This is a genomic window from Kribbella sp. NPDC004138, assembly GCF_053603655.1.
Window position 1 is genome coordinate 35,262 of record NZ_JBSGFZ010000006.1, and the last position, 24,070, is coordinate 59,331.

Below are 24,070 nucleotides of genomic sequence, written 5' to 3' on the forward strand. Positions count from 1 at the left end.
AACACACCAATGAACATCAAGCAGATTCCTTGCGGAACGTTCTTGCGCCGACAGCGAGTCCGATGACTGTCAGCAGGACCACCCAGAACAGGCCCCAGAGCGAGGGCGAGCTGCCGATGTCGCCGCGGAACAGGGCGCGGACGCCGTTCACCACGTGCTTCAGCGGGCTGATGTCGGACAGGTGCTGCAGCCAGGCCGGGCCGATCTGCATCGGCAGCAGGATGCCGGACAGCAGCAGCAGCGGCATGGCGATGCCGTTGAGCAGCGGCGCCAGTGCGTCCTCGCTCTTGGTGATGAGCGCGACCGAGTACGACAGCGAGGCGAAGGTGGCGCCGAGCAGCGCGACGATCACCAGCGACAGCAGTACGCCGCCCCACGGGGCCCGCAGACCGAGGGGGAGCGCGGCGAGCAGCAGGAGGATCGACTGCACCACGAGGACGACGACGTCACGCAGTACTCGTCCTGCCATCAGCGCGATCCGGGAGGCCGGGGTGACGCGGTCGGCCTCGATGACACCGGCCCGGTACTCCGCGATCAGGCCGAAGCCGACGAACATCGCGCCGAACATGCCGAGCTGCACGATCAGGCCGGGAATGAACACCTGGTAGGCGTTCGTGGTCGCGCCCTGGCTGATCTGGGCGGTGATCGGCTTCAGCAGCGGGCCGAACAGGAACAGGTACATCAACGGCTGGCTGAGCATCAGGATCGACCACATCGGGTTCCGCAGCGACAGCCGCATCGCGCGGTGGAAGACGATCCAGGTCTCACGCAGGACGGTCATGCCGCGGTCTCCTCGACAGCCTCGGGGGCCGTGTCCTCGTCGCGGAGGGAACGGCCGGTCATGGTCAGGAACACGTCGTCGAGGGTCGGCCGGTGCACCTCGACACCGTGCAACTCGATGCCCTGGGCATCGATCGAGCGCAGCAGTCCGGGCAGCACCGAACCGCCGCGCGGGATCCGGAAACCGACCACGTCGTCCGACGTCTCGACCTCGCCGGCGCCGTCGAGCTCGCGGACGATCTTCATCACCGCGGGCGCCTGTGCACCGTCCGCGAGGCGCAGCCGGACGGCGTCCCCGGACACCTGTTCCTTGAGGTTTTCCGGCGTTCCGGAAGCGACGATCCGGCCGTGGTCGATGACCAGGATCCGGTCGCAGAGCGCGTCCGCCTCGTCCAGGTAGTGGGTGGTCAGGAAGATCGTCGCGCCCCGGTCGCGGAGGCCGCGGATGTGTTCCCACAGGTTGGCCCGCGCCTGCGGGTCGAGGCCGGTGGTCGGCTCGTCGAGGAAGATCAGCTTCGGGTCGTGGATCAGGCCCATCACGATGTCCAGGCGCCGGCGCTGACCGCCGGACAGCGTCTTGCACTGCCGGCGCCAGAGGCCGGGCAGGTCGAGCTCCTCGAACAGCCGCTGCCCGTCCGCGGCCGCCTTCGCCTTCGGTACGCCGTACAGCCGGGCGTGGTCGACGACCTCGTCGCCGGCGATCGCCTCGGGCAGCGTGGACCCGCTCTGCGGCACGTACCCGATCCTGCGCCGGACGCCGACCGGGTCCTTCGCCAGGTCGCAACCGGCCACCGTCGCGGTCCCCGCCGTCGGCGTGATCAGGGTCGCCAGCATCCGCATCGTCGTGGTCTTGCCGGCCCCGTTCGGCCCCAGGAACCCGACGATCTCCCCGTCGGCCACCTCGAGATCAACCCCCTGCACCGCCTGTACAGGGCCTCTCTTCGTCTTGAACGTCCGCACCAGCCCGCGCGCTTCGATCATCATGCGGGCCAGTGTGACTAATCAACTTTGACTAGTCAATCTTGATTATCGCGATCGGGGGCGTCCGGGATCTTGCCCCAGTGGGTCACCATGCCCGGGTACGGCTCCCAGTCGGCGGGCTCGCCGGCGAAGGCGTAGGCGCCACCGCGGATCCGGTCGAGGAACTCGCGGGTCCAGCGCAGTTCGCCCTCGTCGCGGGCCTTGGTGATCCGGAACATCTCGACCACGTGGTTCGGCGTCGCGGGGTCTTCCTGGATCTGGCGCTCGGCGAACGGCTCCGACTTGAGCCAGGACTCGATCTGGGCGATCCGCGCCTCGAGTGCCGCGATCACCTCGTCGCGGCGCAGCGACCACAGGAAGCTGATCGTGGCCTGCATCTTGTCGGGATGGAACCCGTCCACGGTCCACAGCATGCCGCGCAACAGCGAGAAGTACTCCGTCTCGCCGTCCGCGGTCAGCTTGTACGACGTACGCCCGGGCCGGTGCGCGCCGTCCTGCTCCAGCTCCTGCAGGTACCCATGTTTGGCCAGGGTCCGCAGGCCGGTGTAGATCGAGCCGGGGTTGATGTTCGCCCAGTTCTCCACCTGCCACGTCATCAGCTCGCGCCGCAGCTGGTACCCGTACGCCGGCTGGAAGATCCGCACGACGCCGAGCAGCAACAACCGCGTGGTGGACATGCCCGCAGTGTAAATCCGCAGGACCGGTCGGGCGCCGCAGGCGTACGCTCCAGGACATGGACGTCCGGGTGACGAGTGATCCGCGTGCCTTCGAGCAGACCGCATTCCCTTTCCTGCAACAGGATCCGGTGCTGCACAACCTGGTCATGACCGTCGTCCACGAGCGGGTGACGGGCCGGATGCGCGACGCCGAGCCGGCGTTCTACGTCTCGGTGCACGACCCGGACGTGGTCGGTGTCGCGATGCGGACCCCAGGACGTTACGTGTACCTGGGTGCGCTGCGCGAGGACCTCGCCGTACCCGTCGCCGACGCGTTCGCCGGCGTACTGCCGCAGGAGGTCCCCGGCGTCGCGGGAGATCGACCCGTCGTGACCGCGTTCGGCGAGCGGTGGCGCGAGCATCGCGGCGGCCGGATGGACGTCGTGCGCGGCACCCGGCTGCACAAGCTGATGGAGCTCACCCCGACCGCGGCCGACGCCGGTGGCCCGCGGCTGATGACCGCGGACGAGGTCGACCTGGTCGCCGGGTGGGGCAAGGACGGGTTCGCCGAGGAGTTGCGCATCGGTTACCGCGAATGGGCCGAAGGACACCTCGAGCACCGGACCCTGTGGATCTGGGAGGTCGACGGCGAGCCGGTCAGCATGGTCGGTTTCCACCGGCCGGTGTTCGGCGTCAGCCGGGTCGGCCCGGTCTACACGCCTCCGGACCGGCGCCGGCACGGGTACGCCGGCGCGCTGACCAGCCACGTGACGGCGCTGATCCTTGCCGACGGCAACCAGGCGTGCCTGTTCACCGACCTCGCCAACCCGACGTCGAACAAGATCTACCACCAGGCGGGCTACCGCCCGGTGGCCGACTTCGTCGAGGCCGAGCTCAGCTGAGCTCGAGGGACTGGCCGGGGGCCAGGCCGTGGTACGGGCGGCCGCCGGCTTCGCCGATCCAGCGCTTCATCATGCCGAGGCCGATGTCGCTGAGCAGGGCGTTGTGAATGCCGACGGTCTGCTCCGCCTTGACCGAGCGTGCGTACTCGACCGCCGCCGGCAGTGCGAACCACGGGCCGGAGATCGGCACCAGGTTGGTGTGCACCTCGCGGTCCGGCCGGGTGAACGAGTCACCGGGGTGGTAGACCGCGTCGTCGACCAGGTACCCGATGTTCTCGCACGGTACGCCGAGCTCCGGCAGGATCACCGCGTGGTCCTTGCCGTAGGCACGGACCGCGAACCCGGCCGCGTCGAAGGACTGACCGTCCGACACCACCGTGACCCGCTCGTCGCCCAGTTGGCCCGCGACACCGGCGGTGGTGAAGATCGGCGCCTGCAGCCCACGCAGCCGCTCGACGTCGACGTGGTCCGGGTGCTCATGTGTGATCAGCACGGCGTCCGCGGTCTCGAACGCGGCGTCCTCGCTGAACGTTCCGGGATCGATCAGCAGCACCTTGCCGTCCTTCTCCAGCCGGACACAGGCATGTGCGAACTTCGTCAGCTTCACCCTCAGTCTCCCAACGCGTCTCTCATCGGAACCAGCTTGGCGTTCGTCTCGGCCAGTTCGGCGTCCGGGTCGGACCCCGCGACGATGCCGGCGCCGGCGAACAGGCGCATCCGGCGCGGGTCGTCGGAGTCGGCCTGGCCGCAGCGCAGCGCGATGCACCACTCGCCGTCGCCGGCGGCGTCCATCCAGCCGACCGGTCCGCTGAACCGGCCGCGCTGCATGCCCTCGATCTCGCCGATCAGGTCCCGCGCGACCGGCGTCGGCGTACCGCAGACGGCCGCGGACGGGTGCAGCGCGGCGGCGAGGCCGAGGGCGGAGGCGCCGTTGTTCGCGACGCCGGCGACGTCGGTGGCCAGGTGCATCACGTTCGGCAGGTGCAGCACGAACGGGGTCTCCGGCACGTTCATCGACGTACAGTGCGGCTCGAGCGCCTCGGCCACCGACCGGACCGCGAACTCGTGCTCCTCGAGGTCCTTCGAGGACCGGGCCAGCGACGCGGCCAGCGCCAGGTCGTGTGCGTCGTCACCGGTGCGCCGGATGGTCCCGGCCAGCACGCGGGACGTGATCAGGCCCTTCTCCCGGCGGACCAGCAGTTCGGGCGTGGCGCCGATCAGGCCGTCGACGGAGAACGTCCAGCAGTTCGGGTACGCCGTGGCGAGCCGGTGCAGCGGCCAGCGCTGGTCGATCGGCTGCTCGGCGATCGCGATCAGGTCGCGGGCCAGCACCACCTTGTCGAGCTCTCCGGCGGTGATCCGGCGGACCGCGTCGGCGACGATGCTCGACCAGTCCGTACCGGTCCGGGCGCCGTCGGCGAACGTCACGCCGAACACCGGGGACGGCTCGTGACGGACCAGGTCCGGCGGGGCCGCCAGCGAACTGGCCGGCGAGATCGTGGTCACCCAGGTGGTGTCGCCGCGCCGGCCGACGATCACCTCGGGCACCACCAGCTCACTCGGGTCGGAGTCGGTGAACCCGAAGGACCCGAAGCAGACCAGCCCGGAGCCCGGTACGCCGATCTCGTCGCGGACCACCGCGGCGCCGGTCAGCTCCCGCCACCAGGTCACGGCCTGCTGGAAGCGATTGCCACCGGCAACGTCCAGCCTAGCGGCGACGCCCCAGCCGACGTGGCCGTCGCCCCGCCGTACCCACGCGAGTCCGCCCTCGGCCGGCAGATGGTCGAGCAGGTGCGCCGACACCCCGTCCACCGGCTGACTGCGAACCACCAACTGCGGTGCGGGGCCTCGGGTCGCGAGGGCCGCACGGCTACCTGGAGATGCACTCACGAGATGCAAGCGTATGCCTCCTGTCGGCCCGGCCTCACCCCGCGTGATGAACTAGACAGCGTGACGCGCGCAGATCTCAGCAAGGACCCGCAGGCCGTGGCGGCCATGTTCGACAACGTGGCCGAGGGGTACGACCGGACCAACGCGGTCGCCACCATGGGGCTGGAGAAGCTGTACTGGCGGCCCGCGACGCTGGCCGAGATCGCGCCGCGGAAGGGGCTGAAGATCCTCGACCTGGCGGCCGGGACCGGCGCGTCGAGCATCAACCTGCGCGAGGCCGGCGCCGAGGTGGTGTCCTGCGACTTCTCGGTCGGCATGCTCCGGGTCGGCAAGCGCCGGCACCCCGAGCTGGACCTGGTCGCGGGTGACGCGCTCCGGCTGCCGTTCGCCGACGACACGTTCGACGTGGTGACGATCTCCTGGGCGCTGCGGAACGTGAACGACGTGGCGGCCGCCCTGCGGGAGATGCTGCGGGTCACCCGGCCGGGCGGGCGGCTCGTCGTCCTCGAGCAGTCGCACCCGACCTGGAAGCCGTTCCGGGTGGTGTACCTGGAGTACATGATGCGGGCGGTGCCGGCGGTCGCGAAGGTGGTGTCGACCAATCCCGAGGCGTACGAGTACCTCGCGGAGTCGACCCGGGCGTGGCTGCCGCAGGAGCCGCTGGCCCGCGCGATCGAGGACGCCGGCTGGACCCGGGTGCAGTGGCGGAACCTGACCGGCGGCCTGGTGGCGATCCACCGCGGGGTGAAGCCGCGGCAGAATCCGGCCAGTTAATTACGCAACGGAACTTAAGCGAAAATCGCTTGTCCGCAAGGGCGTTGGGGCGAGTTTCGTGTCCGCGTCAGGCAGTCCTAGACTGTCGAGTGAACAGGGTTCGTGAATGCCTTCACGAGCGCACAACGCCCCCCAACATCCAGGCCGGGAAGAGATGAGCCAGAGCGTGCCGAGCGGGCAGCAGGCGGAGACCGCCGATGTGATCGTCGTCGGCGCCGGACCCGCCGGATCGGCGGCGGCGTACCACCTGGCGAACGCCGGACTGGACGTCCTGCTGCTGGAGAAGACCGCGTTCCCGCGCGAGAAGGTCTGCGGCGACGGCCTCACTCCGCGCGGCACCAAGCAGCTCATCAACATGGGCATCGACATCTCCGAAGCGGCCGGCTGGATCCGGAACTACGGTCTGCGGATCCAGGGCGCCGGGCACGTGCTGCAGCTCGACTGGCCGGATCTGGCCAGCCACCCGAACTACGGCCTGACCCGCAACCGGATGGACTTCGACGACATGCTCGCCCGGCAGGCCGTCAAGGCCGGGGCGCGGCTGCGCGAGCGGACCAACGTCAGCGGGCCGATCCTGGACGACCGCGGCCACATCGTCGGCGTCACCGCGAAGCCGGTCGACGACAACGGCCGGCGGGCCGGCGACGACCTCGAGTTCCGGGCGCCGCTGGTGATGGCGGCCGACGGCAACTCGTCCCGGCTGAGCATCGCGATGGGCCTGCACAAGCGCGACGACCGCCCGATGGGCGTCGCCGTCCGGACGTACTTCACCAGCCCGCGGACCAACGACGACTACCTGGAGTCCTGGCTCGAGCTGTGGGCCGACGACCCCAAGCAGCCGGGCCAGCAGGTGCTCCTGCCGGGGTACGGCTGGATCTTCGGGATGGGCGACGGCACGGTCAACGTCGGGCTCGGCATCCTGAACACCTCCGACGCGTTCGGCAAGGTCGACTACGCCGACCTGCTGAAGGCGTGGCTGCGGAACACGCCGCCGGAGTGGCAGTTCACCGACGAGTTCCAGACCCTCCCGATCCGCGGGGCCGCGCTGCCGATGGGCTTCAACCGGCAGCCGCACTACACCCGCGGCCTGATGCTGCTCGGCGACGCCGGCGGCATGGTCAACCCGTTCAACGGCGAGGGCATCCCGTACGCGATGGAGTCCGGGGCGTTCGCCGCCGAGGTCGCCGCCCAGGCCCTGCGCCGGCAGCCGAACCAGCGCGAGCGCGCGCTGTCGGCGTACCCGAAGGCGCTCAAGCAGGAGTACGGCGGTTACTACACGCTCGGCCGGATCTTCGTGAAGCTGATCGGAAATCCGGAGGTGATGCGGCTGTGCACCAAGTACGGTCTGCCGCGCACCACCCTGATGAAGTTCACCCTGAAGTTGCTGGCCAACCTCACCGACCCGCGCGACGGCGACGTGATGGACAAGATCATCAACGGCCTCACGAAGCTCGCTCCCGCGGCCTGAAAACGGCGGGGCGAGTGAGCTGAGCCACAGCGCAACTGATAACACAGTCCTGGTACAGGGCTGACCCGATAGACAGAACCAACCGGCTGAAGGAGGGAGCACGCAGCGATGCACCCCTACACACCGATTCTCGCTCTAGGTGTGCTCGCGGCGCTCTTCGTCGCGGGCAGTATCGCCGTCAGCGCGCTGGTCGGCCCGAAGCGCTACAACCGGGCCCGGCTGGACTCGTACGAGTGCGGCATCGAGCCGACCCCGCAGCCGGTCGGCGGCGGCCGCTTCCCGGTGAAGTACTACATCACCGCGATGCTGTTCATCGTGTTCGACATCGAGATCATCTTCCTCTACCCGTGGGCGGTCGCTTTCGACCAGATGGCGCTGTTCGGGCTGGTCGAGATGGTCATCTTCATCGTCACCGTCTTCATCGCGTACACCTACGTGTGGCGCCGCGGCGGACTGGAGTGGGACTGACATGGGTCTTGAGGAACAGCTTCCGGCCGGCGTGCTGCTGAGCACCGTCGAAGGACTGCTCGGCTACATGCGCAAGGCCTCGTTGTGGCCGGCAACCTTCGGGCTGGCCTGCTGCGCCATCGAGATGATGACCACCGGCGCCCCGCGGTACGACGCCGCGCGGTTCGGCATGGAGGTCTTCCGGGCCTCGCCTCGGCAGGCCGACCTGATGATCGTGGCCGGCCGGGTGAGCCAGAAGATGGCTCCGGTGCTGCGCCAGATCTACGACCAGATGCCCGGCCCGAAGTGGGTGCTGGCGATGGGCGTCTGCGCGTCGTCGGGCGGCATGTTCAACAACTACGCGATCGTCCAGGGCGTGGACCACGTCGTACCGGTCGACATGTACCTGCCCGGCTGCCCGCCGCGGCCGGAGATGCTGCTGGACGCGTTCCTGAAGATCCACGACCAGATCCAGAACATGAAGCTCGGCGCGCACAAGAAGGCGCTGCAGACCGAGCAGGAGGCCGCGGCCCTGACCGCCGCCCCGACGATCGAGATGAAGGGTCTGCTCCGGTGAGCGACACGCAACCCGAGAACCTTCCGGCGACGTCCGCGGCCGGGGACGCTCAGACCCCGGGCGCCGAGGTGATCGACCAGCGCGAGGGCATGTTCGGCGTCCGCGGCACCGGCGACACCTCCGGCTTCGGCGGCCTGCGCCGCCAGGTCGCGCTGCCGGGCAGCACCCCGCGGCCGTACGGCTCCTGGTTCGACGGGGCGGTGGACCGCCTCGAGGACCTGGCCGCCGACGGCGCGATCGAGAAGGTCGTCGTCGACCGCGGCGAGCTGACGCTGCACGTCAAGCGCGAGAACCTGGTCGAGGTGTGTCAGCACCTGCGCGACGACGAGGCGCTGCGGTTCGAGTTCTGCTCCGGTGTCAGCGGCGTGCACTACCCGCACGAGACCGGCCGGGAGCTGCACGCGGTCTACCACTTCATGTCGATCACCCACAACCGCCGGATCCGGCTGGAGGTGGCGGCGCCCGACAGCGACCCGCACATCCCGTCGATCGTCGCGGTCTACCCGGCCAACGACTGGCACGAGCGGGAGACCTGGGACTTCTTCGGCATCGTCTTCGACGGGCACCCGGCCCTGACCCGGATCCAGATGCCGGACGACTGGCCGGGCCACCCGCAGCGCAAGGACTACCCGCTCGGCGGTATCGACGTCGAGTACAAGGGCGCTGTCATCCCACCGCCCGACACGCGGAGGTCGTACAACTGATGACCACTACAGACCCGTACGCGACCACCCGGGACACCACCGAGGGCAAGGTCTTCACCGTCACCGGCCAGGACTGGGACTCGGTCGTCTCCGGTCTCGGCGAGGAGCCGGAAGAGCGCGTCGTCGTCAACATGGGCCCGCAGCACCCGTCCACGCACGGCGTGCTCCGGCTGATCCTCGAGCTCGACGGTGAGAACGTGACCGAGGCCCGCTGCGGCATCGGCTACCTGCACACCGGCATCGAGAAGAACATGGAGTTCCGCTCCTGGACGCAGGGCGTCACGTTCTGCACCCGGATGGACTACCTGTCGCCGTTCTACAACGAGGCGGCGTACTGCCTGGCGGTCGAGCGGCTGCTCGGGATCGAGGACCAGATCCCGGAGAAGGCCAACGTGATGCGGGTGCTCCTGATGGAGCTCAACCGGATCAGCAGCCACCTGGTCTGCATCGCCACCGGCGGCATGGAGATCGGCGCGCTGACCGTGATGACGATCGGCTTCCGCGAGCGCGAGAAGACCCTGGACCTGTTCGAGCTGATCACCGGCCTGCGAATGAACCACGCGTTCATCCGGCCGGGCGGTGTCGCGCAGGACCTGCCGCCGGGGGCGCTGGACAAGATCCGCGAGTACATCACGTGGATGAACCGGCACCTCAAGGAGTACGCCGAGCTCTGCAACGCGAACCCGATCTTCAAGGCCCGGCTGCAGAATGTCGGCTACCTGGACCTGGCCGGCTGCATGGCGCTCGGCATCTCCGGCCCGACGGTGCGCTCCACCGGCTACGCGCTGGACCTGCGCAAGAGCCAGCCCTACTGCGGCTACGAGACGTACGACTTCGACGTACCGACCTGGGACTCCTCGGACTCCTACGGGCGGTTCCGGGTGCGGCTGCAGGAGATGCACGAGTCGCTGAAGATCGTCGAGCAGTGCGCCGACCGGCTGGAGAAGATGGACGGTCAGCCGGTGATGGTCGCCGACAAGAAGATCGCCTGGCCGAGCCAGCTGGCCGTCGGCGCCGACGGGATGGGCAACTCGCTCGACCACATCAAGCACATCATGGGCGAGTCGATGGAAGCGCTGATCCATCACTTCAAGCTGGTCACCGAGGGCTTCCGGGTGCCGGCCGGCCAGGCCTACGTGCCGATCGAGTCGCCGCGCGGCGAGATGGGCGCGCACGTCGTCTCCGACGGCGGCACGAAGCCGTTCCGGGTGCACTTCCGTGACCCGTCCTTCGCAAACCTGCAGGCGATGCCGATCATGTGCGAGGGCGGCCAGGTCGCCGACGTGATCGTCGCCGTCGCCAGCCTTGACCCGGTGATGGGTGGAGTGGACCGCTAAATGGCCGAGAACCACACGACTGCTACCGACAAGACGGTGCCGTACAGCACCGGCGACTCGAAGATCACCGACGCCACGCTCGCCGAGATGCGCGAGATCGCGGCCCGGTACCCGGTCGCCCGGTCCGCGCTGCTGCCGATGCTGCACCTGGTGCAGTCGGTCGAGGGCCGGGTCACCCCGGAGGGCATCGAGGCCTGCGCCGACGTGCTCGGGCTGACCGGCGCCGAGGTGTCGGCGGTGGCCACCTTCTACACGATGTACAAGCGCCGCCCGGTCGGCGACTACCACGTCGGCGTCTGCACCAACACGCTGTGCGCGGTGATGGGCGGCGACCTGATCTTCGACCGCCTCAAGCAGCACCTGGACGTCGGCAACGACGAGACCACCGAGGACGGCAAGATCACCCTCGAGCACCTCGAGTGCAACGCCGCCTGCGACTACGCGCCGGTGATGATGGTCAACTGGGAGTTCTTCGACGACATGACGCCGGAGTCCGCGACCCAGCTGGTCGACGATCTGCGCGAGGGCAACGAGGTGAAGTCGCCCCGCGGTGCGACGGTCTGCACCTGGCGCGAGGCGGAGCGGGTGCTGGCCGGGTTCCCGGACGGCCGCGCCGACGAGGGCCCGACCGGCGGCAAGGCCTCGCTGGCCGGCCTCCGCCTGGCCCGCGAGCGCAACTGGTCGGCGCCGGGCGGCAACGGCGGCGGCTCCGGCCGTGCGGCCGAGACCACGGTGTCGCCGGAGGCGGCGGCCGGTCCGCGGCCGTCCGACCAGCCGGGCAAGGAATCGCAGGCAGTCGACGGTGACGACTCCCGGAAGGAGGACTGACGATGCTGACCCCCGTACTGTCCGACAACTGGGACCAGATCAACGCCTGGCAGCTCTCGTCGTACCAGCGAACCGGCGGGTACGACGCGCTGCGCACGGCGTTGCGGATGGAACCGGCCGACGTCGTCGCCGCCGTCAAGGACTCCGGTCTGCGCGGCCGCGGCGGCGCGGGCTTCCCGACCGGGATGAAGTGGTCGTTCATCCCGCAGGACAACCCGAAGCCGAAGTACCTGGTCGTCAACGCCGACGAGTCCGAGCCGGGCACCTGCAAGGACATCCCGCTGATGATGGCCTCGCCGCACACGCTCGTCGAGGGCGTCGTCATCGCCTCCTACGCGATCCGCGCGTCGGTGGCGTTCATCTACGTCCGCGGTGAGGTCCTGCACGTGATCCGCCGGCTGCAGCAGGCGGTCCAGGAGGCCAAGGACGCCGGCTACATCGGCCAGAACATCCTCGGCAGCGGCTACGACCTCGACGTGGTCGTGCACGCCGGCGCCGGCGCCTACATCTGCGGCGAGGAGACGGCGCTGCTGGACTCGCTCGAAGGTCGTCGCGGTCAACCCCGTCTGCGTCCTCCGTTCCCCGCGGTCGCGGGCTTGTACGGCTGCCCCACTGTCATCAACAACGTCGAGTCGATCGCATCCGTTCCCGTCATCCTCAAGAACGGCGCGGACTGGTTCTCCTCGATGGGCACCGAGAAGTCCAAGGGCATGACGCTGTACTCGCTGTCCGGGCACGTCACCCGCCCGGGGCAGTACGAGGCGCCGCTGGGCATCACGCTGCGCGAGCTGCTCGACCTGGCCGGCGGCGTCCGTGAGGGCCACCAGCTGAAGTTCTGGACGCCGGGCGGTTCGTCGACGCCGCTGCTGACGTCGGAGCACCTCGACGTCCCGCTGGACTACGAGGGCGTCGGCTCGGTCGGTTCGATGCTCGGCACCAAGGCGCTGCAGATCTTCGACGACTCGGTGTGCGTGGTGCGCGCCGTGCTGCGCTGGACCGAGTTCTACAAGCACGAGTCCTGCGGCAAGTGCACGCCGTGCCGCGAGGGCACCTGGTGGCTGGTGCAGATCCTCGAGCGGCTGGAGAAGGGCCAGGGGTCCGAGGCGGACCTGGCCGAGCTGCTCGACCTGTGCGAGAACATCACCGGCCGGTCGTTCTGCGCGCTGGCCGACGGTGCGACCGCACCGATCGCCAGCTCGATCGCGCACTTCAAGGACGAGTACCTGGCGCACTTCGAGAACGGCGGCTGCCCGTTCGACCCGATGGCAAGCACTGTCTTCGCGACTGCTGGAGCTAGCGCATGACGATCCAAGCGAACCCGCCGGCCGGGTCCGAGGTGGAGCGCACCGATCTGGTGACGGTCACCATCGACGACATCGAGGTCAAGGTTCCGAAGAACACCCTGCTGATCCGGGCCGCCGAGCAGATCGGGATCCAGATCCCGCGGTTCTGCGACCACCCGCTGCTCGATCCGGTCGGCGCCTGCCGGCAGTGCCTGGTCGAGATCACCGACGCCGGGAACGGCCGGGGGATGCCGAAGCCGCAGGCCTCCTGCACGATCACCGTCGCCGACGGCATGGTGGTCCGGACCCAGGTGTCCTCGCCGGTGGCCGACAAGGCCCAGCACGGGATCATGGAGTTCCTGCTGATCAACCACCCGCTCGACTGCCCGGTCTGCGACAAGGGCGGCGAGTGCCCGCTGCAGAACCAGGCGATGAGCAACGGCGCCGCCGAGTCCCGGTTCCACGAGTCGCACGGGATCAAGCGGACCTACCCGAAGCCGATCAACATCTCGGCCGAGGTGCTGCTGGACCGCGAGCGCTGCATCCTCTGCGCGCGCTGCACGCGATTCTCCGAGCAGATCGCCGGTGACCCGTTCATCGCGCTGATCGAGCGCGGTGCGCTGCAGCAGGTCGGCATCTACGAGAAGGAGCCCTTCGAGAGCTACTTCTCCGGCAACACGATCCAGATCTGCCCGGTCGGTGCGCTGACGAGTGCGGCGTACCGCTTCCGCTCGCGGCCGTTCGACCTGGTGTCGGTGCCGTCGGTGGCCGAGCACGACTCGTCCGGTGCGGCGATCCGGGTCGACTACCGGCGCGGCAAGGTGATGCGCCGGCTGGCCGGTGACGACCCGCAGGTCAACGAGGAGTGGATCTCCGACAAGGACCGGTTCGCGTTCCAGTACGCGAGCACCGGCGACCGGCTGACCCACCCGATGATCCGGGAGGACGGCGAGCTGCGGCCGGCGTCCTGGCCGGAGGCCCTGACTTTCGCGGCGGAGAAGCTGAACGCCGCGCGCGGCAACGCCGCGGTGCTGACCGGCGGCCGGCTGCCGCTCGAGGACGCCTACGCGTACTCGAAGTTCGCGCGGGTCGCGCTGGGCAGCAACGACATCGACTTCCGGGCCCGCCCGCACTCCGCGGAGGAGGCGGACTTCCTCGCCGCCGCGGTAGCCGGCACCGGCCTCGGGACGACATTCGCGGACCTCGAGAAGGCCGGCTCGGTGCTGTTCGCCGGGTTCGAGCCCGAGGAGGAGGCGCCGTCGGTGTTCCTCCGGGTCCGCAAGGGCGTGAAGGCGCACGGCACCAAGGTGTTCACGATCGCGGCGTACGCGTCGCGTGGTGTGGAGAAGCTCGACGGCGTCGTCGTGCACGCGTCGCCGGGCACCGAGGCCGCCGTGCTCGCGGATCTCGGCAACGCCGGCGAGGCCGGGGCCGCTGCCCGGGCCGCGCTCGGACCGGACTCGATCATCGTCGTCGGCGAGCGGCTGGCCGCAGTGCCGGGCGGGTACTCGACGGCGCTCCGGCTCGCGCTCGACACCGGCGCGCAGCTGGCCTGGATCCCGCGCCGCGCGGGTGACCGGGCCGCGCTCGAGGCCGGCTGCCTGCCGGGCCTGCTGCCCGGTGGCCGCCTGGTCAGCGACCCGCAGGCGCGGGTCGACCTGCAGGCCGCCTGGGGCGTGGAGAGCCTGCCGGCCCAGCCGGGCAAGGACCTCACCGAGATCGTCCGGGACGCCGGATCGCTGCAGGCGCTGGTCGTCGCGGGTGTCGAGATCGACGACCTGCCCGACCCGGCCGCGGCCCTGGCCGCGCTCGCGGCGGCGCCGTTCGTGGTCAGCTTCGAGGTCCGCAACTCCCAGGTGACCGAGTACGCCGACGTGGTCTTCCCGGTCGTACCGCCGGTGGAGAAGTCCGGCACCTTCGTGAACTGGGAGGGCCGCGAGCGGCCGTTCCCGGTCGCGCTGAAGGTGCCGGCCGCGATGCCGGACGTCCGCGCGCTGGCCGCGCTGGCGCAGGAGATGGGCCGCTCGCTCGGCTTCAGCACGCCCGACGGCGCGAAGCGGGAGTACGACGAGCTCGGCCGCTGGGACGGCGACCGGGCCCAGGAGCCGACGTACCAGGCCGGTCCGGCCCTCGGCGCGTTCGACTCCACCCGGCTCGCGACCTGGCGGATGCTGATCGACGACAGCCGCGCCTGCGACGGTGAGCCGCATCTGACCGCGACCGCGCGCAAGCCGGTCGCCCGGATCTCGCGCACCACCGCGCACCGGATCGGTGTCGCCGACGGCGACGAGCTGGCGGTGAGCACCGACGCCGGATCGATCCGGCTGCCGGTCGTCATCACCCCGATGACCGACAACGTGGTCTGGCTGCCGACGAACTCGGCCGACTCGCACGTGCGCCGGTCGTTGCACGCAGACCATGGCTCGATCGTGACGATCGCCGGAGGGAACGCATGAACATCCCGCTCGCGGTACCGGACGCCGGGGTCGGGCACGACCCGTGGTGGGTCATCCTGATCAAGGTCCTGTTCATTTTCGTCTTCCTCGTGGTGCTGACGCTGTTCAACATCTGGTGGGAACGCCGGGTGGTGGCGCGGATGCAGCACCGGATCGGCCCGAACGTGCACGGCCCGCAGGGTCTGTTGCAGTCGCTGGCCGACGGTGTGAAGCTGATGCTCAAGGAAGACCTGATGCCGAAGGGCGTCGACCGGCTGGTGTTCGTCCTGGCGCCGGCGATCGTCGCGGTGCCGGCCTTCCTCACCTTCGCGGTGATCCCGTTCGGGCCGACGGTGAAGATCCCGTTCACCGACACCTACACCCGGCTGCAGCTCACCGACCTGCCGGTCTCGGTGCTGTACGTGATGGCGGTCGCCTCGATCGGCATCTACGGCATCGTCCTCGGCGGCTGGTCGTCGAACTCGACGTACTCGCTGCTCGGCGGTCTGCGCTCCAGCGCGCAGATGATCTCGTACGAGGTCGCCATGGGTCTGGCGCTGGTGACCGTGTTCCTGTTCGCCGGCTCGATGTCCACCTCGGAGATCGTGGCGGCGCAGTCGCACCAGACCGTGCACTTGTTCGGGGCCGACATCCCGCTGCCCGGGTGGTACGCGTTCCTGCTCTTCCCGTCGTTCGTGATCTACGTGGTCTCGATGGTCGGCGAGACGAACCGGGCGCCGTTCGACCTGCCCGAGGCCGAGGGCGAACTGGTCGCGGGCTTCCTGACCGAGTACTCCTCGATCAAGTACGCGATGTTCTTCCTGGCCGAGTACATCAACATGGCGACCGTGTCCGCGCTGGCCACCACGCTGTTCCTGGGCGGCTGGCGGGCGCCGTGGCCGATCTCGCTCTGGGACGGCGCGAACTCCGGCTACTGGCCGGTGCTGTGGTTCATGGGCAAGCTGATGGGCTTCATCTTCTTCTACATCTGGCTGCGCGGAACGCTGCCACGACTGCGCTACGACCAGTTCATGAAGCTCGGCTGGAAGGTCCTGATCCCGGTCTCGCTGTGCTGGATCCTGCTGGTCGCCACCGTCCGCGCGGTCGGCCGGGAGACCGATTTCAGCCGGACGACGCTCCTGGTCGCGGCCGCGATCGTGCTGGTGCTCGCGGTGCTCAGCATGTTCGCTCCGCAGAAGCCCAAGCCCGAGCAGGTCACCGAGGCGGACCGCGCGAAGGACTTCGACGCGTTCGCCGGCGGCTTCCCGGTGCCACCCCCGATGGCCGTCAACACTCCGAGCCGAAGCGAGGAAGCCAGAAATGGCTAGTGTCAAAGAGTCCCTCTGGGACCCGGTAGCCGGGTTCGGGGTCACCTTCCGGACGATGTTCCGCAAGGTGTTCACCGAGCAGTACCCGTTCGAGAAGAAGCCGACCGCGCCCCGGTTCCACGGCCGGCACCAGCTGAACCGCTGGCCGGACGGTCTGGAGAAGTGCATCGGCTGTGAGCTGTGCGCGTGGGCCTGCCCCGCGGACGCGATCTACGTCGAGGGCGCGGACAACACAGACGGCGACCGGTTCTCGCCGGGCGAGCGGTACGGCCGGGTGTACCAGATCAACTACCTGCGCTGCATCCTCTGCGGACTGTGCATCGAGGCGTGCCCGACCCGGGCGCTCACGATGACCAACGAGTACGAGCTGGCCGACACCAGCCGCGCGTCCCTCATCTACGAGAAGAAGGACCTGCTGGCGCCGCTGCTCCCGGGCATGCAGGAGCCGCCGCACGAGATGCAGCTGGGCAAGACCGAGAAGGACTACTACCTCGGGCTCACCGGCGCTGCGGCCAAGGCCGACGGGAGTGACGCCAAATGATCGGTCTCGTCACCGGCCCGCAGGTCGCGTTCTGGATGCTGGCCCCGGTCATGATCCTGGCCGCGATCGGGATGGTGCTGGTCCGCAAGGCGGTGCACTCGGCGCTGCTGCTGGCGACGGTGATGATCTGTCTCGCGGTGCAGTACGCCGCGCAGGACGCGCCGTTCCTGTTCGCCGTCCAGATCATCGTCTACACCGGCGCGATCCTGATGCTGTTCCTGTTCGTGCTGATGCTGGTCGGCGTCGACGCGTCCGACTCGCTGGTCGAGACGATCCGCGGTCAGCGGCTGCTCGCCGGGATCGCGGCCCTGGGCTTCGGCGTCCTGCTGGTCGCCGCCGTCGGCAACGCGGTCTACGGCAACCCGGTCGGCCTGGCCGCCGCGCAGCCGGACGGGAACCCGAAGGCCATCGCGAACCTGCTGTTCAGCAAGTACGTCTGGGCCTTCGAAGTCACGTCGGCGCTGCTGATCACCGCGGCGATGGGCGCCATGATGCTGGCCCACCGCGAGCGGCTGACCAAGAAGCGCACCCAGCGCGACCACGCCGAGGACCGGATCCGCAAGTACGCCGAGCAGGGCATCCACCCCGGCCCGCTGCCGACTCCGGGTGTGCTGGCCCGGCACAACGCCGTCGACACCCCGGCCCTGCTGCCGGACGGGTCGATCGCACCCACCTCGGTTTCGCGCGTGCTCCAGGCACGTGGCACCGTGTTGCCCGAGGCCGAGGAGCGCGCGGACATCGAAGAGGTGCGCGAGCTCGACCTGGGCGAGGCGTACCCGTCCGAGGCGGAGAGCACCGACACGACCGGATTCGTCGGCGAGGAGGACAAGAAATGACGACCGAGCCGTACATCGTGCTCGCGGCGATCCTGTTCAGTATCGGCGCGCTCGGCGTGCTGGTCCGCCGCAACGCCATCGTCGTCTTCATGTGCGTCGAGCTGATGCTGAACGCGACCAACCTCGCGTTCGTCAGCTTCGCCCGCCAGCACGGCAACCTCGACGGCCAGATCGCCGCCTTCTTCGTGATGGTGGTGGCCGCGGCCGAGGTCGTGATCGGGCTGGCGATCATCATGGCCATCTTCCGCACCCGTCGCTCGGCCTCGGTCGACGACGCCAACCTGCTCAAGTACTGAGGTAAGCACCCCATGAGTCATGAGCTGACGTGGCTGCTGGTTGCCGTACCAGCGGTGTCCGCGGCGATCCTGCTGCTCGGTGGCAAGGCCACCAACGCGTGGGGTCACCTGCTGGGCACGCTGGCGCCGGTGATCTCCTTCGTCTTCGGCGTCGTGCTGTTCGTCCAGATGCGCGGCTTGTCCGGCGAAGAGCGGTCCGAGACGGTCAACCTGTTCGAGTGGTTCTCGGTCGGCCACATCAAGGTCGAGTTCAGTCTGCTGATCGACCCGCTGTCGATCCTGTTCGTGCTGCTGATCACCGGTGTGGGTTCACTGATCCACGTCTACTCGATCGGTTACATGGAGCACGACCCGCGCCGGCGGCGGTTCTTCGGCTATCTGAACCTGTTCATCGCGGCGATGCTGCTGCTGGTGCTCGCGGCCGACTACCTGCTGGTGTTCGTCGGCTGGGAGGGTGTCGGTCTGGCGTCGTACCTGCTGATCGGCTTCTGGCAGCACAAGACCTCGGCCGCGGTCGCCGCGAAGAAGGCGTTCGTGGTGAACCGGGTCGGTGACATCGGCCTGTCGCTCGCGGTGATGAGCATGTGGGTGCTGTTCGGCTCCTCGGCCTTCTCCACGGTGTTCGCGGGCGCCGACCAGCTGTCGAAGACCTGGGCCACGCTGCTCGGCCTGATGCTGCTGCTGGCCGCCTGCGGCAAGTCCGCGCAGGTGCCGCTGCAGTCCTGGCTGCTGGACGCGATGGAGGGCCCGACCCCGGTGTCGGCGCTGATCCACGCGGCGACCATGGTCACCGCCGGCGTCTACCTGGTGGTGCGGTCCGGGGTGATCTACGAGCAGACCGAGGCGGCCTCGACCGCGGTGGTCATCGTCGGTACGGTCACCGCCCTGGCCGGTGCGATCATCGGTTGCGCCAAGGACGACATCAAGAAGGCACTGGCCGGTTCGACGATGAGCCAGATCGGCTACATGATGCTGGCCGCCGGCCTCGGCCCGGCCGGCTACGTGTTCGCGATCTTCCACCTGCTCACGCACGGCTTCTTCAAGGCCAACATGTTCCTCGGCGCCGGATCCGTCATGCACGGCATGAACGACGACGTGAACATGCGCCATTACGGCGCGCTGCGGACGGCGATGAAGATCACTTTCGTGACCTTCGGCTTCGGCTACCTGGCCATCCTCGGCATCCCGCCGTTCGCCGGCTTCTTCAGCAAGGACAAGATCATCGAGGCCGCGTTCGCGGACAACACGGTGATCGGTCTGTGCGCGCTGCTCGGCGCCGGGCTCACCGCGTTCTACATGACGCGGGTGATGATCATGACGTTCTTCGGCAAGAAGCGTTGGGCCGAGGACGTGCACCCGCACGAGTCGCCGAAGGTGATGACGTGGCCGCTGATCATCCTGGCCGCGCTCTCGCTGGCCGGCGGTGCGCTGTACTTCGCCGGTCACTGGATCGTCGGCTGGCTCGAGCCGGTGGTCGGGCACGAGGAGGAGCACCCTCCGGTGAGCGCCGCGGTGATGACGATCATCACCCTCGCGGTGGTTGCCGTCGGCATCGCGATCTCGGTGCTGATGTACCGCCGGGAGGTACCGCGGGAGGCTCCGGCCGGCTCGCCGCTGACCAAGTTCGCGCGTCGTGACCTGTACGGCGACGCGCTGAACGAGGCGGTCTTCATGCGCCCGGGGCAGTACCTGACCCGGACGCTGGTCTGGCTCGACAACCGGGGCGTCGACGGCCTGGTCAACGGCCTGGCCGCACTCTTCGGCGGACTGTCCGGCCGGCTCCGCCGGGTCCAGACGGGCTTCGTCCGTTCGTACGCACTCAGCATGGTCTTCGGCGCCGCATTCGTGGTCGTCGCCCTCCTCGCGGTGAGGTTGTCGTGAACATCGGTTGGCTGACCCTGTTACTGCTCCTGCCGTTCGTCGGGGCCATCGCGACGATGCTGGTGCCGAAGGCGAAGGCGCTGACGGCCAAGCAGGTCGCGCTCGGGTTCTCGCTCGTGACGCTGGTGCTGACCGCGATCGTCGCGATCGGCTACCAGCGCAACGGCGCCGAGGACTACGCCGTGACGCACACCTGGATCAAGGCCTTCGGCGCGCACTACGCGCTCGGCCTGGACGGCGTGGGCATCGTCCTGGTGGTGCTGACCGCGCTGCTGACGCCGATCGTGATGATCGCGTCCTGGAACGACGCGCAGCAGGGCCGCTGGTCGGAGAAGTCCTTCTTCGCCTGGATCCTCGGCCTGGAGGCGCTGTCGATCGGCGTGTTCGCCGCCACCGACGTGTTCTTGTTCTACGTGCTGTTCGAGGCCACGCTGATCCCGATGTACTTCCTGATCGGCGGTTTCGGCGGCCCGCAGCGTTCGTACGCCGCGGTGAAGTTCCTGCTCTACTCGCTGCTCGGCGGTCTGCTGATGCTGGCCTCGGTCGTCGGCCTGTACGTCGTCTCCGCGCGGCAGGGCGACCCGTCGTACCTGCTGTCGGACATGATGAAGCTGGACATGAGCCAGAACACCGAGCGCTGGCTGTTCCTCGGCTTCATGTTCGCGTTCGCGGTGAAGGCGCCGATGGTGCCGTTCCACACCTGGCTGCCGGACGCGGCCGGTGAGGCGACGCCGGGGACGTCGGTGCTGCTGGTCGGCATCCTGGACAAGATCGGCACCTTCGGGATGATCCGGTTCTGCCTGGGCCTGTTCCCGAACGCGTCCGAGTGGGCCACCCCGGTGGTGCTGGTGCTGGCGCTGATCTCGGTGCTGTACGGCGCGCTGCTGGCGATCGGGCAGACCGACATCAAGCGGCTGATCGCGTACACCTCGATCTCGCACTTCGGCTTCATCGTGATGGGTATCTTCGCGCTGACGTCGCAGGGCCTGACCGGGTCGACGCTGTACATGTTCAACCACGGCCTCTCGACCGCGGCGCTGTTCCTGGTCGCCGGGTACCTCGTGTCCCGGCGCGGGTCCGCCCGGATCGCCGACTACGGCGGGGTGGAGAAGGTCGCACCGGTGCTCGCCGGGACCTTCCTGTTCGCCGGCCTGTCCAGCCTGGCGCTGCCCGGTCTGTCGCCGTTCATCTCCGAGTTCATGGTGCTGGCCGGGACCTTCAGCAAGCACCGGACGATCGCGGTGATCGCGGTGGTCGGTATTGTGCTGGCCGCGCTGTACATCCTGCTGATGTACCAACGCACGATGACGGGCCCGGTCCGCGACGGGATCGAGAAGCTCAAGGACCTGAACGTGCGTGAGGTCTTCGCGATCGCACCGCTGATCGTCCTGATCATCGGCCTCGGAATCTTCCCGAAGCCGATTGTCGACATCATCAAGCCCGCCGTCGAGGCGACCATGCAGCATGTGGGCGTCACCGACCCGGCACCGGAGATCCCCGCGACGGAGGGACAGAAGTGAGCGCGTTGTTGCTGCCGCTGGCGGACTTCACGGCGCCGAAGATCGAGTACAACGAGCTGGCTCCGCTGCTCGTCGTGTTCGGCGCGGCGTGCGTCGGCGTCCTGGTCGAGGCGTTCCTGCCGCGGCCGTTGCGGCACCTGGTGCAGCTGGCGATCACGGTGGTCGCCCTGGTCGTCTCCGGTGTCCTGACCGGCATCCTGATGAACGACAAGAAGGAGCTGGTCGCCGCGCAGGGCGCGATCTCGGTCGACGGCCCCGCGCTGTTCACCTGGATCGTCCTGCTGGCGCTGACGCTGATCAGCGTGCTGCTGTTCGCGGAGCGCTCGATCGACGGCGGCCTGTCCGCGTTCGCCGGCCAGGCGGCCGCCGTACCGGGCTCCGAGGCCGAGCGCGAGGGCACCGCGGCGCGTATCGAGCACACCGAGATCTTCCCGCTGACGCTGTTCGCGGTCGGCGGCATGATGCTGTTCGCGGCGTCGAACGACCTGCTCGTGCTGTTCGTCGCGCTCGAGGTGTTCTCGCTGCCGCTGTACCTGCTGTGCGGGCTGGCCCGCCGGCGCCGGCTGATCTCGCAGGAAGCCGCGATGAAGTACTTCCTGCTCGGCGCCTTCTCGTCGGCGTTCCTGCTGTTCGGGATCGCGCTGCTGTACGGGTACGCCGGCACGATGTCGCTCGGCGGGATCGCGGACGCGCTCGGCACGCAGACCGGCGGCGACGCCATCCTGCTCGCCGGCACCGGCCTGGTGGGAGTCGGCCTGCTGTTCAAGGTCGGCGCCGTACCGTTCCACTCCTGGACGCCGGACGTCTACCAGGGCGCGCCGACGCCGGTCACCGGCTTCATGGCGGCCTGCACCAAGATCGCCGCGTTCGTCGGGCTGATGCGGGTCTTCTACGTCGCGCTCGGCGGGACGCGCTGGGACTGGGCGCCGATGATGTGGATCGTCGCGATCCTCACCATGGTGGTCGGCTCGATCGTCGCGATCACGCAGACCGACGTGAAGCGGATGCTGGCGTACTCGTCGATCGCGCACGCGGGCTTCCTGCTGACCGCGTTCGTCGGCCTCGCGCAGGTCGGCAGCGGCGTGCACAACGGCATCACCTCGACGCAGGCGGTGCTGTTCTACCTGGTCGCGTACGGCTTCCCGACGATCGGCGCGTTCGCCGTCGTGACGCTGGTGCGCGACGCGGGCGGCGAGGCGACGCACCTGTCCCGCTGGGCGGGCCTGGGCAAGAAGTCGCCGCTGCTGGCCGGGATCTTCGCGTTCTTCCTGCTGTCCTTCGCCGGCATCCCGCTGACCGCGGGCTTCACCGGCAAGTGGGCGGTCTTCAGCGCGGCGTGGACCGGCGGCGCGTGGCCGTTGGTGGTTGTCGCCGTCCTGTCCAGCCTGGTCGCCGCGTTCTTCTACGTCCGCGTGATCGTGCTGATGTTCTTCTCCGACCTGCCGGCCGACGCGCCGGACGTGGCGCTGCCGGGCTGGCAGACCACGTCGGCGGTGGCCCTGGGTCTCGCCGCCACGGTGGTTCTCGGTCTGGTTCCCGGACCGGTGCTCGACCTGGCGGCCCGAGCTGGTGAGTTCATCCGTTGAGTCCGACCCCGCTGCCGGCCGAGAGCCTGGGATTCGAGTTCGCCGACGCAGGCCTCGAGTCCCGGGTTCGTGCCGGTCTGGAGCGCATCGAGCGGGCATTGCTCGACGCGACCCAGTCCGAGGCGCCGTTCGTCACCCAGGCCGCCCAGCACGTCATGGTGGCCGGTGGCAAGCGGTTCCGGCCGTTGCTGGTGCTGCTGGCGGCCGAGTTCGGCGCCGATGTCGCGGCTGACGACGTGGTGAAGGCGGCCGTCGTGGTCGAGCTGACCCACGTCGCGACACTGCACCACGACGACGTGATGGACGAGGCGGCGCTGCGCCGCGGCTCGTCGACGGCGAACGCGCGCTGGGACAACTCGGTGGCGATCCTGTCCGGCGACTGGCTGTTCGCCCGGGCATCGGACCTGGTCGCGGACCTCGGGCCGGAAGCGGTCCGGATCCAGGCCCGGACCTTCGGCCGGCTGGTCGAGGGCCAGATCCGCGAGACGCTCGGCGTCGGCGAGGGGCAGGACCCGCTCACGCACTACCTGTCGGTGGTCGCCGACAAGACCGGCTCGCTGATCGCGACGTCCGCCGTCTTCGGCGCCCGGTACGCCGGCGCCTCGGAGGAGATCCAGGAATCGCTGCGGGCGTTCGGCGAGGAGATCGGCGTGGCGTTCCAGCTGGCCGACGACCTGCTCGACATCGCATCGGAGTCCGGCCAGTCCGGCAAGACGCCCGGCACCGACCTGCGTGAGGGTGTGCCCACGCTGCCGGTGCTGATCTTCCGCGCCCAGGCAGACCCGGCGGACCCCACGGACGCCCGCCTGCTGGAGCTGCTGGACTCGGACCTGTCGGACGACGGGCGCCTCGCGGAGACGCTCGAACTGCTCCGCTCGCACCCAGCCTTCCGCCAGGCCGAGGACGACGTACGCCGCCGCGCCTCCGACGCCCGCAAACTCCTCAGCACCCTCCCCGAAGGCCCCGGCCGCCAGGCCCTCGACGCCCTCTGCGACCTGGTAGCAACCCGCTCGGTTTAGG

The 24,070-nt window shown here is 69.2% G+C and carries 23 protein-coding genes; 18 read left to right on the forward strand and 5 right to left on the reverse strand.

All coding sequences use genetic code 11. The annotated features are described in order from the left end of the window. Window positions 1–16: 16 nt before the first annotated feature. The 3 genes from ACWEOO_RS09655 to ACWEOO_RS09665 are packed head-to-tail and all read right to left on the reverse strand — an operon-like array spanning window position 17 to window position 2,438. Complete coding sequence (locus ACWEOO_RS09655) at window positions 17–781, reverse strand: ABC transporter permease (protein WP_452142623.1); 765 nt, start codon at window positions 779–781, stop codon at window positions 17–19. Further along, window positions 778–1,764, reverse strand: a complete 987-nt coding sequence (locus tag ACWEOO_RS09660; RefSeq protein ID WP_452142624.1) for an ABC transporter ATP-binding protein — start codon at window positions 1,762–1,764, stop codon at window positions 778–780. Before ACWEOO_RS09660 ends, ACWEOO_RS09655 begins: the two co-directional genes overlap by 4 nt. A gap of 32 nt (window positions 1,765–1,796) precedes the next feature. Beyond that, a complete protein-coding gene (locus tag ACWEOO_RS09665; RefSeq protein ID WP_452142625.1) occupies window positions 1,797–2,438 on the reverse strand; it encodes a PadR family transcriptional regulator in 642 nt (213 codons plus the stop codon). 56 nt (window positions 2,439–2,494) lie between these two features. Between ACWEOO_RS09665 and ACWEOO_RS09670 the strand changes: the two genes are divergently transcribed. Next, on the forward strand, window positions 2,495–3,319 hold the full coding sequence (locus ACWEOO_RS09670) for a GNAT family N-acetyltransferase (protein WP_452142626.1): 825 nt from the start codon (window positions 2,495–2,497) through the stop codon (window positions 3,317–3,319). Here ACWEOO_RS09670 and ACWEOO_RS09675 read toward each other — a convergent pair. After that, window positions 3,312–3,926 (reverse strand): MBL fold metallo-hydrolase, encoded by a 615-nt coding sequence (locus ACWEOO_RS09675; protein ID WP_359940877.1) that lies wholly within the window; start codon window positions 3,924–3,926, stop codon window positions 3,312–3,314. The genes ACWEOO_RS09670 and ACWEOO_RS09675 overlap by 8 nt on opposite strands. Window positions 3,927–3,928: 2 nt before the next feature. Beyond that, window positions 3,929–5,209: an isochorismate synthase gene (locus ACWEOO_RS09680; RefSeq protein ID WP_452142627.1), complete on the reverse strand. Its 1,281-nt coding sequence runs from the start codon at window positions 5,207–5,209 to the stop codon at window positions 3,929–3,931. A gap of 60 nt (window positions 5,210–5,269) precedes the next feature. On the opposite strand from ACWEOO_RS09680, the gene ACWEOO_RS09685 reads away from it, so the two are divergent. From ACWEOO_RS09685 to ACWEOO_RS09765, 17 genes are all read left to right on the forward strand, one after another. Further along, window positions 5,270–5,983, forward strand: coding sequence for a demethylmenaquinone methyltransferase (locus ACWEOO_RS09685; protein ID WP_359940883.1), 714 nt, complete (start codon window positions 5,270–5,272; stop codon window positions 5,981–5,983). 154 nt (window positions 5,984–6,137) lie between these two features. After that, window positions 6,138–7,451 (forward strand): geranylgeranyl reductase family protein, encoded by a 1,314-nt coding sequence (locus ACWEOO_RS09690; protein WP_359940886.1) that lies wholly within the window; start codon window positions 6,138–6,140, stop codon window positions 7,449–7,451. Window positions 7,452–7,559: 108 nt separating this feature from the next. Continuing rightward, window positions 7,560–7,919 carry an NADH-quinone oxidoreductase subunit A gene (locus tag ACWEOO_RS09695; protein WP_355694469.1) on the forward strand — a complete coding sequence of 120 codons (360 nt, stop codon included), beginning with the start codon at window positions 7,560–7,562 and terminating at the stop codon, window positions 7,917–7,919. A 1-nt stretch (window position 7,920) separates the two neighbouring features. Continuing rightward, entirely contained in the window at window positions 7,921–8,475 is a 555-nt protein-coding gene (locus ACWEOO_RS09700) for a NuoB/complex I 20 kDa subunit family protein (protein WP_359940889.1), read from the forward strand. Further along, entirely contained in the window at window positions 8,472–9,179 is a 708-nt protein-coding gene (locus tag ACWEOO_RS09705) for an NADH-quinone oxidoreductase subunit C (RefSeq protein ID WP_359940892.1), read from the forward strand. Before ACWEOO_RS09700 ends, ACWEOO_RS09705 begins: the two co-directional genes overlap by 4 nt. Further along, a complete protein-coding gene (locus ACWEOO_RS09710) occupies window positions 9,179–10,516 on the forward strand; it encodes an NADH-quinone oxidoreductase subunit D (RefSeq protein ID WP_452142628.1) in 1,338 nt (445 codons plus the stop codon). Before ACWEOO_RS09705 ends, ACWEOO_RS09710 begins: the two co-directional genes overlap by 1 nt. Continuing rightward, complete coding sequence (gene nuoE, locus ACWEOO_RS09715) at window positions 10,517–11,344, forward strand: NADH-quinone oxidoreductase subunit NuoE (protein WP_452142629.1); 828 nt, start codon at window positions 10,517–10,519, stop codon at window positions 11,342–11,344. A 2-nt stretch (window positions 11,345–11,346) separates the two neighbouring features. Further along, window positions 11,347–12,648 carry an NADH-quinone oxidoreductase subunit NuoF gene (nuoF, locus tag ACWEOO_RS09720; RefSeq protein WP_359940900.1) on the forward strand — a complete coding sequence of 434 codons (1,302 nt, stop codon included), beginning with the start codon at window positions 11,347–11,349 and terminating at the stop codon, window positions 12,646–12,648. Next, window positions 12,645–15,083 carry an NADH-quinone oxidoreductase subunit G gene (locus tag ACWEOO_RS09725; RefSeq protein ID WP_452142630.1) on the forward strand — a complete coding sequence of 813 codons (2,439 nt, stop codon included), beginning with the start codon at window positions 12,645–12,647 and terminating at the stop codon, window positions 15,081–15,083. The genes nuoF and ACWEOO_RS09725 overlap by 4 nt, the downstream gene beginning before the upstream one ends. Further along, window positions 15,080–16,390, forward strand: a complete 1,311-nt coding sequence (nuoH, locus tag ACWEOO_RS09730; RefSeq protein ID WP_452142631.1) for an NADH-quinone oxidoreductase subunit NuoH — start codon at window positions 15,080–15,082, stop codon at window positions 16,388–16,390. Before ACWEOO_RS09725 ends, nuoH begins: the two co-directional genes overlap by 4 nt. Then, entirely contained in the window at window positions 16,383–16,931 is a 549-nt protein-coding gene (nuoI, locus tag ACWEOO_RS09735; protein ID WP_359940909.1) for an NADH-quinone oxidoreductase subunit NuoI, read from the forward strand. The genes nuoH and nuoI overlap by 8 nt, the downstream gene beginning before the upstream one ends. After that, on the forward strand, window positions 16,928–17,767 hold the full coding sequence (locus ACWEOO_RS09740) for an NADH-quinone oxidoreductase subunit J (RefSeq protein WP_359940912.1): 840 nt from the start codon (window positions 16,928–16,930) through the stop codon (window positions 17,765–17,767). The genes nuoI and ACWEOO_RS09740 overlap by 4 nt, the downstream gene beginning before the upstream one ends. Then, a complete protein-coding gene (nuoK, locus tag ACWEOO_RS09745) occupies window positions 17,764–18,063 on the forward strand; it encodes an NADH-quinone oxidoreductase subunit NuoK (protein WP_130384807.1) in 300 nt (99 codons plus the stop codon). The genes ACWEOO_RS09740 and nuoK overlap by 4 nt, the downstream gene beginning before the upstream one ends. A 12-nt stretch (window positions 18,064–18,075) precedes the next feature. Beyond that, complete coding sequence (gene nuoL, locus ACWEOO_RS09750) at window positions 18,076–19,944, forward strand: NADH-quinone oxidoreductase subunit L (protein ID WP_363712824.1); 1,869 nt, start codon at window positions 18,076–18,078, stop codon at window positions 19,942–19,944. Continuing rightward, window positions 19,941–21,464, forward strand: coding sequence for an NADH-quinone oxidoreductase subunit M (locus ACWEOO_RS09755; RefSeq protein WP_355694453.1), 1,524 nt, complete (start codon window positions 19,941–19,943; stop codon window positions 21,462–21,464). Before nuoL ends, ACWEOO_RS09755 begins: the two co-directional genes overlap by 4 nt. Further along, entirely contained in the window at window positions 21,461–23,050 is a 1,590-nt protein-coding gene (gene nuoN / locus ACWEOO_RS09760; protein ID WP_452142632.1) for an NADH-quinone oxidoreductase subunit NuoN, read from the forward strand. Before ACWEOO_RS09755 ends, nuoN begins: the two co-directional genes overlap by 4 nt. Beyond that, window positions 23,047–24,069 carry a polyprenyl synthetase family protein gene (locus ACWEOO_RS09765; protein WP_452142633.1) on the forward strand — a complete coding sequence of 341 codons (1,023 nt, stop codon included), beginning with the start codon at window positions 23,047–23,049 and terminating at the stop codon, window positions 24,067–24,069. The genes nuoN and ACWEOO_RS09765 overlap by 4 nt, the downstream gene beginning before the upstream one ends. Window position 24,070 lies beyond the last annotated feature (1 nt).